The following is a 15222-nucleotide window of genomic DNA, read 5'->3' on the forward strand; positions in this document are numbered from 1 at the left end:
CGGCAAAAAAGGCAAAGAGGCCCGTGGCGAACGGACCTCTGAGGGTTCTCGGGATGGCAAGAGAAGCCAAGTCTCGGGGTAGGCTGCTAACAGTAGCTACGCACCATCGCCCAATTCACGCGACACCGATATGGCCGATCCCAAACGAACGGGCAAAAGCCCCCCGATTTTTTCTATTTTCGCGGTCATTTTTTGACACAAAACTGCCTTGCTCTTTCCGTATCGCCGATGAGATGCGTATTCAAATTTATATTATTGCGCTGCTCCTGAGCGCCATCATGTGGTCGATCTCGTTCGATGCGGCGCGCGAATCCTATCATGCCGCGCAAAGTGCGGGATTGATGCCCAACCTGCATATCAACAAGAAGCTGGATCGCGTTCTCTAGATTGCGGTCAGCGTCCCTCGTTATTCCGCCGATCTTGCCTTGGCGACCTCAGGGCGGGGAAAGCGTTTTCCCGTGTGCCCTATCGGGACAGAAAACCGAAATTCATAAAATTTGACTGATCCGCTTAAAAGCCCTGCAAATACTGATGTGTAGAGTGGCCTCATGAAAGCGACCGAAGCGTGGACAGACGCGTCGATCGTTTGGAGACGGGCAAAGCGAAGCCCGCCGATCCACAAACGGGGACTTCGACATGCACAGACTTCTTGCCGCTATCGCTTTGACTCTGACCATCACGGCCGCCGCCGGGCCGGCGTTCGCGATCGGTCCGGCCAGCCTTGGCCGCGACCTGATGTACACCTCCGCCATCGGCCATTCGCCTGAAATTCCGTTGACGACACGCGCCGGTTTCGTGCGCCCGAGCGTTCCTTTCGTCCTGCGCAACCCCGCTGAAATCGAGGGCGAGGGTTATCAGCTCGAGGCCTATTCGCAGACACTGATCGTTATCGTCGACTATGTGTTTTCGAAGGCGCTCGACGCGGCTGAGGCGGTGACGTTTCTGCGTTGATATTCCCGGTCATAGGAAACACAATTCCGGTCGGCGCAGGGGGTAACCCAACTAGGCGTCGAGTTCGCCGCGGACGTCGAGATACCAGTCGACGAAGGCTTTGACGCCGACATCCAAAGTCGTATCCGGCTTGTAACCCGTCAGCGCAACGAGCAGATCGGGGGCCGCGAAGGTGCGCGGCACGTCACCCTTCTGCATCGCTAGCATCTTGCGAATGGCCGGACGGCCGAGCGCCTTTTCCACCGTTTCGACGAAATCCATCAGGCTGACCGGCTGGCCGCCGCCAATATTGACGACTCGAAAGGGCGCTTGGCGCGAAAGCGTTTCGACGGCCACGTTGTCCAGACGGTTATCCTCACCAGGGGCGATTGCCGACAGCCTGACGATCCCCTCAACGAGATCGTCGATATAGGTGAAGTCGCGGCTCATATTGCCTTCGCCGTAGATCTCGATCGGCTGTCCCTCAAGCATGTTCTTGGTGAATTTGAACAATGCCATGTCGGGCCGGCCCCACGGGCCGTAAACGGTGAAGAAGCGAAAGGCCGTCGTCGGGATCTTGTGCAGATGGGCATAACTGTGCGCCATCAGTTCCATCGATTTCTTCGTCGCGGCATAGATGGTCAGAGGCTCGTCGGCGCGATCGGTCTCGTGAAAGGGAACGGTCGCATTGGCGCCGTAGATCGATGACGTCGAGGCCAGCATCAGGTGGCGAATTTCGGCGCGCCGCGCGATTTCCATGATGTTCCACGAGCCTTCGACGTTCGATCGAAGATAGGCCTCGGGATTTTCCAGGCTGTAACGCACACCGGCCTGGGCGGCGAGGTGGATCAATATGTCCGGCTTGGCCGCGACAACCGCCGCCTCAAGCGCTTCGCGATCCTCGAGCATAGCGATGACCGGTTTGAAGGCCGGGAACTGGGAGAGTGCTGCATGGCGCATCTCCTTGAGCTTGACGTTGTAATAGGGAGTGAGGCCGTCGAAGCCGGTGACCTCGTGCCCTTCCTGCAGCAGGCGCCTGGCCAGATGAAAACCGATAAAGCCGGCCGTCCCGGTAATGAAGTAGCGCATTCCCACCTTCTCTCGGCTCGCTGCCGACGGCAAAAGCCGATTCCGTATCGCGTGACCCCACTTACAAGATAAGAAGAGGCCGAGTCGATAGATCTTTGAAAGAGAAGGCGGCGGCTGCCTTTGCTGCGGTTGCCGGCATATTCGCCCGCTGCGCTGCCGGGTGACGGAGGGCCGTCGATATGGTCCGATCGCCGGCCGCGGCCATCGGCCGTCATGCTGCGTTGCAACATCCCGGCCTGCATGTTATGGCCGGCGGGTCGTCTGCAAGTAGGTCAGGATCGATGAGAGAGATAATTTATTGGATTCTCTGCGCGTTTCTGACCGTTGCCATCGCGATTGTGTCCTTACGCTATGTCACGAACTTCTGGCTGCTGTCCTTTCTCTATAGCTTTCAGGTTCACTTCGGCGTCCTCTTTGTTGCCGCCAGCCTTGTCATTCTGGCTGTCAGGCGACAGATTTACGGCTTCGTCCTTCTGTTTGTCTCGCTTCTTCTCATCGCTCACGGCGTCATCATGCTGCGGGAGTTTTCGGAGGACGGCAGAGGCACGGACAGGCCGCCGCTTTTTCGTCTGATGTCGTTCAACATCGCGATCGACAACTGGAAAAACTCGACTGCCATCACCGACATGGTGATCGCGTCGAATGCCGATGTCGTCAATTTGCTCGAAGCCAAGCCGCTGACCTTCCATCTGCAGCAATTGTTCAAGGCCTATCCCTATCATATCGGTTGCGACACCGGGAAGGATACCTGCGATACGCTGGTGCTGTCCAAACGGCCTTTCGTCAACCAGCAGGTCGTTAGCATGGGCAGCCTGCGGAAAAACAGGCTGGTTATATCGAGCGTCGACTTCGGCGGCGAAACCATCAATCTGGTATCGGCGCATCTGACCAAACCATATTTCGACGATTTCCAGATGGCTGAATTGGAAGATCTCGCCAAAGTGCTTGGTTCGATCGACGGCCCCGTGGTGCTGTCCGGTGATTTCAACTCTTCTTCGATCGCCCCGAGCATCCAGGCTTTCCTGCGCAAACAGGGACTGAAGACGATTGTGCCCGAACCGGCGACATGGCCGATTGCTGCCGGCTCATTGGGGATCGCCATCGATCATATATTTGCGCGCGCGCCGCTTCATCTGACATCGCTGAAACGTCTCGATGACAATCTTGGCTCGAACCATTCCGGTCTGATCGCGGAATTCGTTCTCGACAGGGACGGTAAAACTGCACCGGCAAAATAAGCTGCCGGTCAAAGTCAAAATTTCGTCCTGCCGCCTTTCTTGTCGATCATCTGAAATTTCTCGCCGTCGGTCTTCACGCTGACGCAGTCGGTCGACTTGTTGGCAAACCGGACGCACACCTGGCCATTGGTTATTTTATAGCCATTCCTGTTGCCCTGGCGATATTCGTAACCGTTGCTGCTTTCTTTCAGTTCCGACGTGCCCGGAAGGTGCTCACGGATTTCAGCCTCGCTTGCGGTCCGCATCTTTCCGGTTTCGGCAAACGCCATTGCCGGGGCCATGATTGAAAGAAATCCGGCGAGGGCGGGCAGGATGCGCATCAGGGGATATCTCCGGTCATGTCTCTCGGTACGTCCATTCTACGAGAAGTCCGATAGCGAATTCAACAGCGATGGCGACCGCGCCGGAAAAGGCGGCATTGTTTGGGCCTAGCCGGCGGTTCGGCTGCGACGTCACGTTCTTCCGAACTCATCGACGATGCGGATGATGTCGTCCTCGCCGAGATAGGAGCCGGTCTGCACCTCGATCAGTTCGAGGAGGATCTTGCCGGGGTTGGCGAGACGATGGACTTCGCCGAGCGGAATATAGACGCTCTCGTTTTCGCGCAGCATCCGCACGGTCTCTCCGACCGTCACCTCGGCGGTTCCCTTGACGACGACCCAGTGTTCGGAGCGATGGTGGTGTTTCTGCAGCGAAAGCTTCTTGCCCGGCGTCACGAAGATGCGCTTCACCTGGAATCGATCGCCGTTGAAGATCGAGGTATAGCCGCCCCAGGGGCGATAGGATGTCGGATGGGTTTCGGTGAATTTCGCCGTGGCGGAAGAGGAAGCCAGCATCTTGACCAATTGCCCGACATTCTGGCTGTCTTTGAGCGGTCCGACATAGACGGCGTCCTCGCTGGCGATGACGGCCACATCCTCCATGCCCTGAACGGCAAGATGCACGCCGTGGGTCATGACCAGCGAATTGCGCGTGTTGACGACGGTGGTGTTTGCGGCGGCGACATTGCCGTTGTCGTCACGCACGCCTGATTTCCAAACGGCATCCCAGCTTCCCATGTCCGACCATTTGAACGGCGAGGGGACGACAGCGGCTTTGGAGGTCTTTTCCATGATCGCGTAGTCGATTGAGATATCGGGGCTCTTGGCGAAATGGTCGGCGTCGAGGCGGGTAAAGTCGAGGTCGCGGCTTGCCTTGGAAACGGCTTTGCTCGCCGCCTTCAGCACATCGGGCGCATATTCCTGCAACTCGGCGATGAGTTCCTCCACCGGGAACATGAAGATGCCGGAGTTCCAATAGAAGCCGCCGTCGGCAAGCATCTGTTCGGCCTTTTCCAATGCCGGTTTTTCCACAAAACGGCTGACTTTGTGGGCGCCGTTTTCAAGCGCATCGCCGATTTCGATATAGCCGTAGCCGGTTGCCGGCTCGGTTGGGCTGATGCCGAAGGTGACGAGCTTGCCGTCGGCTGCAGCATTCCGGGCGATGCGGATGCAATCGAAATAGCTCTTGTCGGCGAGGATCTCGTGATCCGAAGCGAGCATCTGGATAATGGTGTTCTTGCCGAAAAGCTCGGCGGCAAGGGTGGCGGCGGCGGCCACCGCTGCTGCGGTGTTGCGGGCGACCGGCTCAAGCAGCACCGCGGCGAGCGGGACGCCCAGAGTGCGGGCCTGCTCGGCGACCAGGAAGCGAAATTCCTCATTGGTGACGATGATTGGGGCTTCGTAGAGCTCCGGGTTGGAAACACGTTCGAGCGTCTCCTGAAACAACGTCTTGTTGCCGACGAACTGGATGAACTGTTTCGGGGCGGTGGCACGGGAAAGCGGCCAGAGCCGCGTGCCTTTGCCGCCGGCCATGATCACGGGAACGATTTTCTGCGTCATAGGCGGGTTCCTTGAAAAAAGCTTGTTCGTGGCATGTTTAGCGGGCGTTTGCCCAGTCCGTTATTCGGGTGAGCCCTGCCTTCAGCAGATCCAGGGCTGCGGTTTCGCTCCCGGCTTCGACGTAGCAGCGCATTTCGGGCGCATTACCGGACGGGCGGAAATGAATGATGCTGCCGTCTTTCAGCGTCACGCGAAGTCCGTCGATGTCGGATTTCGCCGCCACCTCGCCGATCGGTTGCAGGAAAGCGGCAAGGTTTTCACCGGAGGCGCGCAGATGCTCCATCAGCGCCGCACTCGTCTCCAACGGAAAATTCTCCAGGCGATCGGCGGCGGCAAAGGGCAGATGGTAGGAGGCGGCAACGGCCGAAAGCGGCTGCCCGCGAACGGCGGCGAGCGACAGGATCGCAAGCATCGGGAGAAAACAGTCGCGCGTCGGCAAGGCGCGCACGGATCTGCCGTTGATATCGAAAGGGGTTGCTGTCAGCAGCCCGCCATTGGCTTCAAAGCCCATGACATGATCTTCGCCGGCGGCTACGGCCTCTTCCATGCCTGCGATGACGAAGGGCGAGCCGACGCGGGTGCGCCTGACTGCGAAAGAGCCTGCGGCCTCGATGCCGGAATTGGAGGTCACCGGCGTCACGACCGTGCCGGCGCCGAGAAAATTGGCTGCGACAAGGCCGAGAAGGTCGCCGCGCAGCGGCATGCCGGTTTCGTCTGCGACCAGTGGGCGGTCCCCGTCGCCATCGGTCGAGACGATCGCATCGAACTTGTGCTCGGACACCCAGCGTTTCATCAGCGTGATCGTCTCGTCGGAAACGGCTTCGGTGTCGACGGGAATGAAACTCTCCGAACGTCCAAGAGCGGTGATCTCGGCGCCATAATGGGCGAGAACGTCAACCAGCATGTCGCGTGCGACGGTGCTGTGCTGGTAGACGCCGATCCTCAGGCCAGCTAGTGCGCCTTGCGGCAGCAGGTCGGCGTTGCGTTGGAAAAACAGCTGACGGCAGATCGCCTCATGATCTTCGGTCTCAGCCGGGGCCTCTGCAACTGTCTCGCCTGTTCGCTCGATCTCGGCCGCCGATGCGGTGATATGAGCCTCGTCCGATTTGTCGATCTCGCCGTCCGGGCGATAGAACTTGATGCCGTTGCGGTCTGCCGGAATATGCGAGCCCGTCACCATCAGGCATGCAGCGTTGCTCTCGAGGCCATAGAGGGCAAGGGCGGGTGTCGGGACATTGCCGCAGTCCAATACCCGGAAGCCGAGTGCGGCGAGTGCGCCGGCACAATTTCCCGAAATATCGGGGCTCGAATCGCGAAAATCGCGGCCGATCAGAATGGCGTCGCCGGGCTGCGCCTTGCCGGTCTGCAGCAGATATCTGCCGAACGCCGTCGCATAAAGCGCAGAGGCGCGTCCCTTGAGATCCACTGAAAGTCCGCGAAGGCCGCTCGTGCCGAATTTCATTTGAAGACATGTCTCCGGTTTATCATAAGGTTCTACTCAGGCCGCCAGCCGGCGTAAATACCAAAGCCGTCATATAGTTAAACACGGACGACCGTGCTTCGGACAGGCCTCGCAATCTTCTCTCGCCGATTCTATCTCCCTGGACCCGTTGCCGAGCCGACAGGCATTGCAGCGTAGATCGATTTTGTTAGAACCGTGTGTCCGTTGTTTCGTCATATACGAAGGGTTTGCTGGATGAGCGATACATCAGTCAGTCTCGAAGAGAGCTGGAAAGCCGCCTTGGCGGGGGAGTTCTCAAGCCCCTATATGCAGCAGCTTAAATCCTTTCTTGTCGCGCAGAAGCAGGGCGGTAAGCGGATTTTCCCCCAAGGCAGTGAGTATTTCCGCGCCCTCGACCTGACGCCGATCTCCAGCGTCAAGGTCGTCATTCTCGGTCAGGACCCCTATCACGGGCTGGGACAGGCCCATGGGCTGTGTTTCAGCGTGCGGCCGGGCGTGCGCATCCCGCCCTCGCTCGTCAATATCTATAAGGAGATTCAGGCGGATCTTGGCATAGTGCCGGCGCGTCACGGGTTTCTAGAACATTGGGCAAGGCAGGGCGTGCTGCTGCTGAACAGCGTGCTGACCGTCGAGGAAGGGCAGGCGGCTGCCCATCAGGGCAAGGGGTGGGAGCGCTTCACCGATGCCGTCATCCGCAAAGTCAACGACGAGTGCGAATCCGTCGTCTTCATGCTCTGGGGCTCCTATGCCCAGCGCAAGGCCGCCTTTGTCGATACCACGCGGCATCTGGTGCTCAGGGCGCCGCATCCCTCGCCGCTTTCGGCCCATAACGGATTTTTCGGCTGCGGGCATTTTTCGAAGGCGAACGATTTCCTGCAGTCGCGCGGGCGGTCCCCAATCGATTGGCAGTTGCCGGCCGATCCACAAGGCGTCGAGGTGTGAACGCAAACCGCTGTTCGTTCACTAAAAGAAGACAATGCGTTTTGATCCAGGGGTCTGTTCCCACGGAGTTTCAGCGCGCATCTTAGCCCCATCGAAAGCCTGCGCACTGCAGGCAAGAAAAGGGGTCTCACATGCTCGATCAAATCAAGGGTCTGCACCACGTCACGTCGATGGCGGAGGACGCCCGGACCAACAATCAGTTCTTCACCAATGCGCTTGGGCTGCGCCGCGTCAAGAAAACGGTGAACTTCGATGCGCCTGATGTCTATCACCTCTATTATGGCGACGAGACCGGTGCGCCCGGCACTGTCATGACCTATTTCCCGTTCCCGAAGATGGCGCAGGGCCGTCCCGGCACCGGGGAGGTCGGCACGACGGTGTTCTCCGTTCCGCAAGGCTCACTCGGCTTCTGGAGCGATCGTTTCAGCGCGTTGAATATCGGCGGGCTGAAGGCCGAGGAAAGTTTCGGCGAGAAGCGCCTGAATTTTTCCGGTCCCGACGGCGACGGCTTTGCGCTCGTCGAGGTCAAGGACGATGCCCGCCAGCCCTGGACACACGGCGGCATCAGCGAAGACCACGCCATCCGCGGCTTCCATTCCGTGGCGATGCGGCTCAGGGATGAAGGCGCCACCGCCGAACTCCTGAGGTTCATGGGCTACGAGGTCGCCGAGGAACGGGATGGCGTCAAGCGGCTGATCAAGCCTGACGGCAACGGCGCGCATCTCATAGATATCGAGACCATGCCGAACATTGCCCGAGCGCTTCCCGGTGCCGGCTCCGTTCACCACGTCGCCTTCGCCGTCGAAAACCGCGAGAAGCAGCTCGAAGTGCGCAAGGCGCTGATGGATACCGGCTATCAGGTAACGCCGGTGATCGACCGCGATTATTTCTGGGCGATCTATTTCCGCACGCCGGGCGGTGTGCTGTTCGAGGTCGCGACCAATGAGCCGGGCTTCGACCGCGACGAGGATACTGCCCATCTCGGCGAAGCCCTGAAGCTGCCCCAGCAGCACGCCCATCTTCGCGCGTTGCTGGAGCAGCACCTGCAGCCGCTCGAAGCGTAAGGAGGGGCGCTATGACCGAAGCTGGATATGTGCACCGGCTGCATGCCGGTGCACCTGATAGACCCATTCTGCTGGTGCTGCATGGCACCGGTGGCGACGAGAACCAGTTCTTCGATTTCGGCCGGCGCCTGCTGCCCGAAGCGACAGTCCTCTCGCCGCGCGGCGACGTTTCCGAACATGGTGCGGCGCGGTTCTTCCGGCGCACCGGGGAGGGGGTCTACGACATGGCCGACCTCTCACGGGCGACGGAGAAGATGGCCGCCTATGTCAAGGCATTGGCAGACGAATACCAGGCTTCCCAAATTCTTGGTCTGGGTTTTTCGAATGGCGCGAACATTCTTGCCAATGTGCTGATCGAGAAAGGCATCTTCGATGCCGCCGTTCTGATGCACCCGCTCATTCCGTTTCAACCCGAAGCCCAAGCAACTCTTGCGGGGAGAAAGGTGCTGGTGACGGCCGGGCAGCGCGATCCGATCGCTCCCGTCCCGGTGACCGAGGCGCTGTCGGAGCATCTGAAGGATCGCGGCGCTGATGTCAGAACGGTCTGGCATCCCGGCGGTCATGAGATTGCGCCGCTCGAGATCGATGCAGTTCGCGATTTCTTCAGTGGTTATTGATGGAATGTGCGCCGGTCGGCGGCACTGATTTGCGGGGCCGGTGATGCCGGTCCCGTATCAGCCTGTCGCGGAAAAGTGTGCAGCGGTTTTGCGGAAACGACATGCGCAAAACAAAAGCTAAAGCGCGAGGAGCGAATCTGAAAAGATCGCGACGCGCTTTAGCTGAAATGAAAGATCACATTAGGGGCGGGGAGGATATTTGCCCCTGATTGCCGTCATATAAAAATTTCCCGGGGATTCCGCCATCGTCAAGCCGACGACGACGCCCTTGGGGACGCCTTCATATTCCCGCCTCTGACCGTTTGTCAGATAGACCCGTAGATGCCGGCTGTCTTCGTCGTAGCTGATCGCCTCGATAAGTTTCGAATCAACCGCAGTTTCCACTTTGCACCCCGCAGTTTTGGATCTGAGAATCCCGGTAAAGACTGTCATTGACGCTCGCAATGCGCCATCATCATGCGCCAGTGCAGTAGCGTCAAGCGTGATAATCTTAAGCGTTCATTTTTTTCTACGCGCTCTCGCTATAGTTGATTTATACAGCTTTTTCGGAGGTGTCGCCTGTGGAAATCCGATTGCCGAAAGTTCTTTGGTTTGGAGAACTGGCGGCGGACACAGCCGCTGCTGGAACGAATAATACGGCTTAACGCTGAATTAACCCTCATCTACCAAAATACAGCGCGATATTGACCGTGATGTCCTTCTAAAACGGCCGAATACAAAATGCGTTTCTCGCAATCATAATTTCGCTGTCGCGGGGACGTTGCGCAAGGGCAGCACGATGTGACTGCGAAAGCCAATCCGCATGAAAGCCGGAAGGGATCAACTGAGGATTGGGTGATTCGACGCGAGGCTGAGTGTCCGGTGGGGAGGAGACCGTTCCGGGAGCGATCGACGACGCAAGAAAAGTGCTGTCGGTTCACGGGCGACGGCCCTATAGCCTCTTCACGCGGGGTTCCGGTTACAATTTCGATGAGGCCGTGATCGGGTCAATTTCTTTTTGAACACTGAGCCTTATACCCATGCAAGGATCGGCAGGAAATCGAGCTTTTCCGACACCCTCGCGGGCTGTCGGACCTAATATATGGATTACATGTTTAACTATCTCGGGCCGTGGCGACAACGGATACGGATACTGGCCGGCAACCGCAAAGGACGCGCCCGGCTGACGTTTGCCGAAGGTGAATTCGCTGCGGTCTATGCGATGAGCGATGTTCACGGATGTTATAAGGAGCTAGTCGAGGCGCATCGCCGCATCGAGGAGGATGCCGCGCGCATTCCGGGGCCGAAACTTATCGTCATGCTCGGCGATTATGTCGACCGCGGGCCTGATTCGAGCGCGGTGCTGGAGTTCCTGAGCAAGAGCCCGCCGCCGGGATTTCAGCGTTTCTCTCTGTGCGGCAATCACGACGCGGAACTGGTGAAGCTCTATCGTAAACCCGCGCACATTCTTGAATGGCTCGGCTTTGCAGGGACCGAGACACTGCACTCATACGGTATCGATATCGAGCACCTGCTGCAGTCGGCGGCTGGAAGCGAAATGATTGCCCGGGTCATTCGCAACATGATCCCCGAGCGGCATATCCAGTTTCTGGAATCACTGCCGATCATGCTGCGGATCGGCAGGGTGGTCTTTGTCCATGCCGGCGTCAAACCGGGCATCGACCTCAAGAAACAGAAGGACAGCGACCTGATGTGGATCCGCCAACCCTTCCTGGATGACGGGCCGCAGCTTCCCGTCCTGGTGATCCACGGGCATACCCCGGCGCGAACGCCGACATTCGGTCCGCAACGGATCGGCATCGACACCGCGGTCTCGGCGACGGGCCGGCTGACCGTGCTGACGATAAAAGGAACGCGGGTCGGGCTTCTCAAGTAAAGCGCGTTCAGGCCTTTTGGTGCAGTGCGCTAAAAACCAAAACGCCGCGGGATTTGCTCCGCGGCGTCAGGACGATTACCGGTTCACCAGAACCTGTCAGGCGTTTGATTCCTGATAGAGATTGGTGCCGATGCCGGTATAGGTAAAGCCGTATTTGCGGACCTCGTCGCTGCGGTAGATATTGCGCAGGTCGACCAGGACCGGCGCGCGCATCGCCTGCTTCAGGCGATTGAAATCGAGTGCGCGGAACTGGTTCCATTCGGTGACGATGACCAGCGCATCCGCATCGGCGGCCGCTTCATAGGGACCGTTCGCATATTCGATGTTCTCGATCACCTTGCGAGCGTTCTCCATGCCCTCGGGATCGTAGCCGACCACCTTGGCACCGGCGTCCTGCAGGGTCTGGATGACGGCGATTGCCGGGCTGTCGCGCATGTCGTCGGTGTTCGGCTTGAAGGTCAGGCCGAGAATCGCGATCTTCTTGCCGCGAATGTCTCCGCCGACGGCCGAGATAACTTTGCGTCCCATCGCCCGCTTGCGGTTGTCGTTGATCGAGATCGTCGTCTCGATGAGACGGATAGGCGCGTCGTAATCCTGCGCCGTCTTGGCAAGAGCAAGCGTATCCTTGGGGAAGCACGAACCGCCGTAACCCGGGCCGGCATGCAGGAACTTGGCGCCGATACGGCCGTCGAGACCGATGCCCCGCGAGACGTCCTGGACGTTTGCGTCGACCCGCTCGCAAAGATCGGCGATCTCGTTGATGAAGGTGATCTTCATCGCGAGGAAGGCATTGGCCGCATATTTGATCAGTTCCGAGGTGCGGCGGGTGGTGAAGACCAACGGCGCCTGGTTAAGGTAAAGCGGACGGTAGACCTCCGTCATGGTTTCGCGCGCGCGGTCGTCATTCAGTCCGACGACGATACGGTCAGGACGCTTGAAATCTTCGATCGCCGCACCTTCGCGCAGGAATTCCGGATTGGAAACCACGGCAACATCCGCCGCAGGATTGGTTTCGCGCATGATGCGCTCGACTTCGTCGCCGGTGCCGACCGGCACCGTCGACTTGGTGACGATAACGGTGAAGCCTTCCACATAAGTGGCGATCTCGCGCGCAGCGGCGTAGACATAGGAGAGATCCGCGTGGCCGTCGCCGCGCCTGGACGGCGTGCCGACCGCGATGAAGACGACGTCGGCGCTACGGACGCTTTCGCCGACATCCGTCGAAAACGATAGGCGGCCGGTGCTGGTATTTTCGGCAACCAATTGTTCCAGACCCGGCTCGTAGATCGGAATGCGGCCTTCGCGAAGGGCTTCGATCTTACTCAGATCCTTGTCTACGCAGATGACGTCGTGGCCGAAATCCGCAAAGCAAACGCCTGAAACGAGGCCGACATAGCCTGATCCAATCATCGTGATGCGCATAATTCCCTCAAATCATTAGAGTAGGACATCATGCTGCGTCGCAGCATGGCGTCCGTCATACTTAATCTGGGCGAAAAGACAATATCGAAGATCGCTTGATACCCACACTGGAAATCGAACTTGGGGCGCCGCAACTCGGTGTCGGCGGCCGTGCCGTTAGCTAAAAGCATAGGTTTATGTGGGCGATATGACAAGTCGAGCCGCCCATGAGAGCGGCTCGACTTCGATGTCGAGGAGGTGCGTTCGGTGTATTTTGCTGCGCCCGCTGTTACAGCCGGTACCAGACATAGGGGTCTGTTCCCGATTGAATCTTGTCCCAGCGCAGATCTGTGTCCCGCCAGTTCTTGATGCTGCTTTGCCTATTGTCGAGCACGAGGTCGCCCTTATCAGTCCTGACCACCAGGACGGCATGCCCTTCGCCGGAGGGCGTGTAGGCAGTCGCAATCCGCAAAGCGCGTGACGACCAGCCCATCGCAATGAGCCGGCTGCGCTTGGTGAGGGCGAAATCTTCGCAGTCGCCGCTGCGGACATTCACCTTCCAAACGTCGCCGTTTAATTCGCTGCGGGAATCGTTCCTGCCGATCATCGTATGATTGACGGCGCCGTTCACGGTTTTCAGCTGCAGCATTTGCTCATCGGTGAGCGCGATGACCGAGACACCGTTGTTGTCACGACATTCGGCCGGGTTCTGGGCGCAGAACAATACCTGGGCAAAGGGCGGAATGATCTTGCCTTTTTCTGAGATATAACTGACTGCCGAACCGTCGTCGAGGCCGCGGGCAAAACCTGCGGGACCGGCGGCAAATGCTGAACAAGCATTCCCTGCTGTAAAGGCCAGCGCCAGAAGTGTAACGAATGCTTTCTTCACCTGTCAGATCCTCGTTGAGAGCAACCGATTGAGATCAGGCTTGCCTTTTGTCCCAGTCAATGGCATGGCGACTTAGTGATCTGCCAAGTATTGGCCGCAGAACGGCTGTCCCGTTCCTGCTGCTTGACGGAGCATAGCCAGGGCTTGTCTCGATTGGCTTAAGTCTTTCGCGACAATTTTAAACGATGTGAAATTCTGTTACACTTTAACACGCAAGCCGTTGATATGCAACTTATGTTAGTACGTGCATATTAGCCGCTTGGGTTGCAATTCCGCTATTGCGGCCCGCTTGTGAAGAAATCGAATGTTATCCAACCTCATCAACCGGCAGGTCTTGCGAGAGGCTCTTCTCCTCGCCTTTATCGGCCTCGTTATACTGACGCTCATTCCGTTTGGGAGCGTCACGCCCTTTCCCTTCGCCTTTGCCGCGATCGGCATGTTTGCCCTTGGCGCCTTTTCGGCACTGCTGTTCGGGGAGCCGAGACAGAGCAGATGGGTCTTCAGCAGCGCTTTGTTGGTGCTCGTCGTGGTGACAGGCTGGACGTTCATCCAGACCATAGAGCTGCCTTCCAACTGGCTGGCAAACCCGGCCTGGAGTGCAGCTCATGACCTTGCAGGTGTCGAGTACGCGGCAATCTCGGTCGCGCCGGCCGACACGCTGGCGTCGATCCTCGCGGTGGCGCTGCCTTTCGCCACCTTCCTGACGGGGCTTCTCTTATGCGATACCGATCGGCGCGCAAGTAAAGTGCTGACCCTCCTCGGACTTTCAGCGGGCATCATCGCTGTGTTCGGGCTGATCCAGTTTTCGCTGTTCCCAAACATCCTAATCGTCGTGGAGAAACAGGCATACCTCGACAGCTTGACCACGGTCTTCGTCAACCGCAATACCGCAGCGACCTTCCTCGGGCTTGGAACGCTGCTGATGCTGACCCTGGTCAGAGACATCGCCCGTTCCTATTCAAACCATCCGCCCGGCGAGCCGGGCCGAAACACGCTTCTGTTGAAATCGTGGATCTACATCCTGCTCTTGTGCGCATGCTTCACCGCACTAATGCTGAGCCGCTCGCGCGCCGGCATATTCGCGACCTTTATTGCCGCCCTCATTTATTTTCCGTGGCTGGTCATGAATTGGAACGGCTCGCGGCGTTATCTGAAGCCGGCGCCCGGATGGCGTTCGATGCTGAAGTTCCTGTCGGCGATTGTTTTCGTCGTCGTGCTGCTGGCGGTGTTTGCAGGTCAGGCGATTTTACGCGCGCAAGAGCGGCGGCTCGAGGATGATGATCGGTTCTGCATCCTGCCGGGCATATGGCGTGCTATTTCGGATCATTGGTTGACCGGGACCGGCCTTGGAACCTTCCGGACCGTATTTCCTGCTTACCGCGATCCGGCCTGCGGTATTTTCGGGATCTTCGACCGAGCGCATAACTTCTATCTGGAAGGATTTCTGGGCCTCGGGATATTGTTCCCAGTCACGGCAATCCTTGCCTTCGCGGTGCTGGCCAGGGTGTTCCGGCAGGGGTTCGCCCAAAGGCGGCGTCTCAGGCATTTTGTTCTTCTTGGCTTGGCGGCAACGGTTCTGGTCGCCCTTCATGCGGCCGTCGATTTCTCGCTGCAAATACCGGGTTTCGCCGTGTTTTATTCCGCCTTCCTCAGTGCTGTCGTTGCCATAAGCCTTGGACGCAGCAACGGGGACGCGGACGTGGCATATGAGCGGCCGCTCAGCCGCTAAAATTTAAACAGATGGTTTATGAAGGTTTTTGAAAAATAACGATTGTGCAGGTGCGAACGGTTGACTCTGAAACGCAAGAAATTTTATAGCGGGTCTGGCCTTCGG

At 58.4% G+C, this 15222-nt stretch carries 15 protein-coding genes; 8 read left to right on the plus strand and 7 right to left on the minus strand.

What is annotated here, in order from left to right; all coding sequences use genetic code 11:
• Positions 1 to 53 precede the first annotated feature (53 nt).
• Together ACS4RS_RS12660 and ACS4RS_RS12665 are read left to right on the plus strand one after the other, a co-directional pair.
• Entirely contained in the window at positions 54 to 386 is a 333-nt protein-coding gene (locus ACS4RS_RS12660; RefSeq protein ID WP_439011893.1) for a hypothetical protein, read from the plus strand.
• 250 nt (positions 387 to 636) lie between these two features.
• Positions 637 to 951, plus strand: a complete 315-nt coding sequence (locus tag ACS4RS_RS12665; RefSeq protein WP_439010692.1) for a hypothetical protein — start codon at positions 637 to 639, stop codon at positions 949 to 951.
• A gap of 51 nt (positions 952 to 1002) precedes the next feature.
• Here ACS4RS_RS12665 and ACS4RS_RS12670 read toward each other — a convergent pair whose 3' ends face one another.
• Positions 1003 to 2019, minus strand: coding sequence for an NAD-dependent epimerase/dehydratase family protein (locus tag ACS4RS_RS12670; protein ID WP_439010691.1), 1017 nt, complete (start codon positions 2017 to 2019; stop codon positions 1003 to 1005).
• Between the two features lie 281 nt (positions 2020 to 2300).
• On the opposite strand from ACS4RS_RS12670, the gene ACS4RS_RS12675 reads away from it, so the two are divergent.
• On the plus strand, positions 2301 to 3257 hold the full coding sequence (locus ACS4RS_RS12675) for an endonuclease/exonuclease/phosphatase family protein (protein WP_439010690.1): 957 nt from the start codon (positions 2301 to 2303) through the stop codon (positions 3255 to 3257).
• 14 nt (positions 3258 to 3271) lie between these two features.
• On the opposite strand, the gene ACS4RS_RS12680 is transcribed toward ACS4RS_RS12675, so the two are convergent.
• The 3 genes from ACS4RS_RS12680 to ACS4RS_RS12690 form a co-directional block, all read right to left on the minus strand.
• The gene (locus ACS4RS_RS12680; RefSeq protein ID WP_439010689.1) at positions 3272 to 3577 is read right to left on the minus strand and encodes a hypothetical protein; all 306 of its coding nucleotides are present in this window, start codon (positions 3575 to 3577) and stop codon (positions 3272 to 3274) included.
• A 132-nt stretch (positions 3578 to 3709) separates the two neighbouring features.
• The gene (locus ACS4RS_RS12685; protein WP_183696296.1) at positions 3710 to 5137 is read right to left on the minus strand and encodes a mannose-1-phosphate guanylyltransferase/mannose-6-phosphate isomerase; all 1428 of its coding nucleotides are present in this window, start codon (positions 5135 to 5137) and stop codon (positions 3710 to 3712) included.
• Between the two features lie 37 nt (positions 5138 to 5174).
• Complete coding sequence (locus ACS4RS_RS12690) at positions 5175 to 6599, minus strand: phosphomannomutase (protein WP_439010688.1); 1425 nt, start codon at positions 6597 to 6599, stop codon at positions 5175 to 5177.
• A gap of 234 nt (positions 6600 to 6833) precedes the next feature.
• Between ACS4RS_RS12690 and ung the strand changes: the two genes are divergently transcribed.
• The 3 genes from ung (at position 6834) to ACS4RS_RS12705 (ending at position 9222) form a co-directional block, all read left to right on the plus strand.
• On the plus strand, positions 6834 to 7541 hold the full coding sequence (gene ung, locus ACS4RS_RS12695) for a uracil-DNA glycosylase (RefSeq protein ID WP_439010687.1): 708 nt from the start codon (positions 6834 to 6836) through the stop codon (positions 7539 to 7541).
• Positions 7542 to 7672: 131 nt separating this feature from the next.
• A complete protein-coding gene (locus ACS4RS_RS12700; RefSeq protein WP_439010686.1) occupies positions 7673 to 8605 on the plus strand; it encodes a VOC family protein in 933 nt (310 codons plus the stop codon).
• 11 nt (positions 8606 to 8616) lie between these two features.
• Positions 8617 to 9222 (plus strand): dienelactone hydrolase family protein, encoded by a 606-nt coding sequence (locus ACS4RS_RS12705; RefSeq protein ID WP_439010685.1) that lies wholly within the window; start codon positions 8617 to 8619, stop codon positions 9220 to 9222.
• A 180-nt stretch (positions 9223 to 9402) separates the two neighbouring features.
• On the opposite strand, the gene ACS4RS_RS12710 is transcribed toward ACS4RS_RS12705, so the two are convergent.
• Positions 9403 to 9654: a KTSC domain-containing protein gene (locus ACS4RS_RS12710; protein WP_449313672.1), complete on the minus strand. Its 252-nt coding sequence runs from the start codon at positions 9652 to 9654 to the stop codon at positions 9403 to 9405.
• A 649-nt stretch (positions 9655 to 10303) separates the two neighbouring features.
• Here ACS4RS_RS12710 and ACS4RS_RS12715 point away from each other — a divergent pair.
• Positions 10304 to 11098 (plus strand): metallophosphoesterase, encoded by a 795-nt coding sequence (locus ACS4RS_RS12715; protein WP_439010684.1) that lies wholly within the window; start codon positions 10304 to 10306, stop codon positions 11096 to 11098.
• Positions 11099 to 11194: 96 nt separating this feature from the next.
• Here ACS4RS_RS12715 and ACS4RS_RS12720 read toward each other — a convergent pair whose 3' ends face one another.
• Together ACS4RS_RS12720 and ACS4RS_RS12725 are read right to left on the minus strand one after the other, a co-directional pair.
• The gene (locus tag ACS4RS_RS12720; protein WP_439010683.1) at positions 11195 to 12520 is read right to left on the minus strand and encodes a nucleotide sugar dehydrogenase; all 1326 of its coding nucleotides are present in this window, start codon (positions 12518 to 12520) and stop codon (positions 11195 to 11197) included.
• Between the two features lie 268 nt (positions 12521 to 12788).
• The gene (locus tag ACS4RS_RS12725; protein ID WP_439010682.1) at positions 12789 to 13388 is read right to left on the minus strand and encodes a transglutaminase-like cysteine peptidase; all 600 of its coding nucleotides are present in this window, start codon (positions 13386 to 13388) and stop codon (positions 12789 to 12791) included.
• 304 nt (positions 13389 to 13692) lie between these two features.
• Between ACS4RS_RS12725 and ACS4RS_RS12730 the strand changes: the two genes are divergently transcribed.
• Entirely contained in the window at positions 13693 to 15117 is a 1425-nt protein-coding gene (locus ACS4RS_RS12730) for an O-antigen ligase family protein (protein WP_449313673.1), read from the plus strand.
• Positions 15118 to 15222 lie beyond the last annotated feature (105 nt).

This window comes from Rhizobium sp. F40D2 (assembly GCF_051810745.2).
Lineage (GTDB): Bacteria > Pseudomonadota > Alphaproteobacteria > Rhizobiales > Rhizobiaceae > Rhizobium.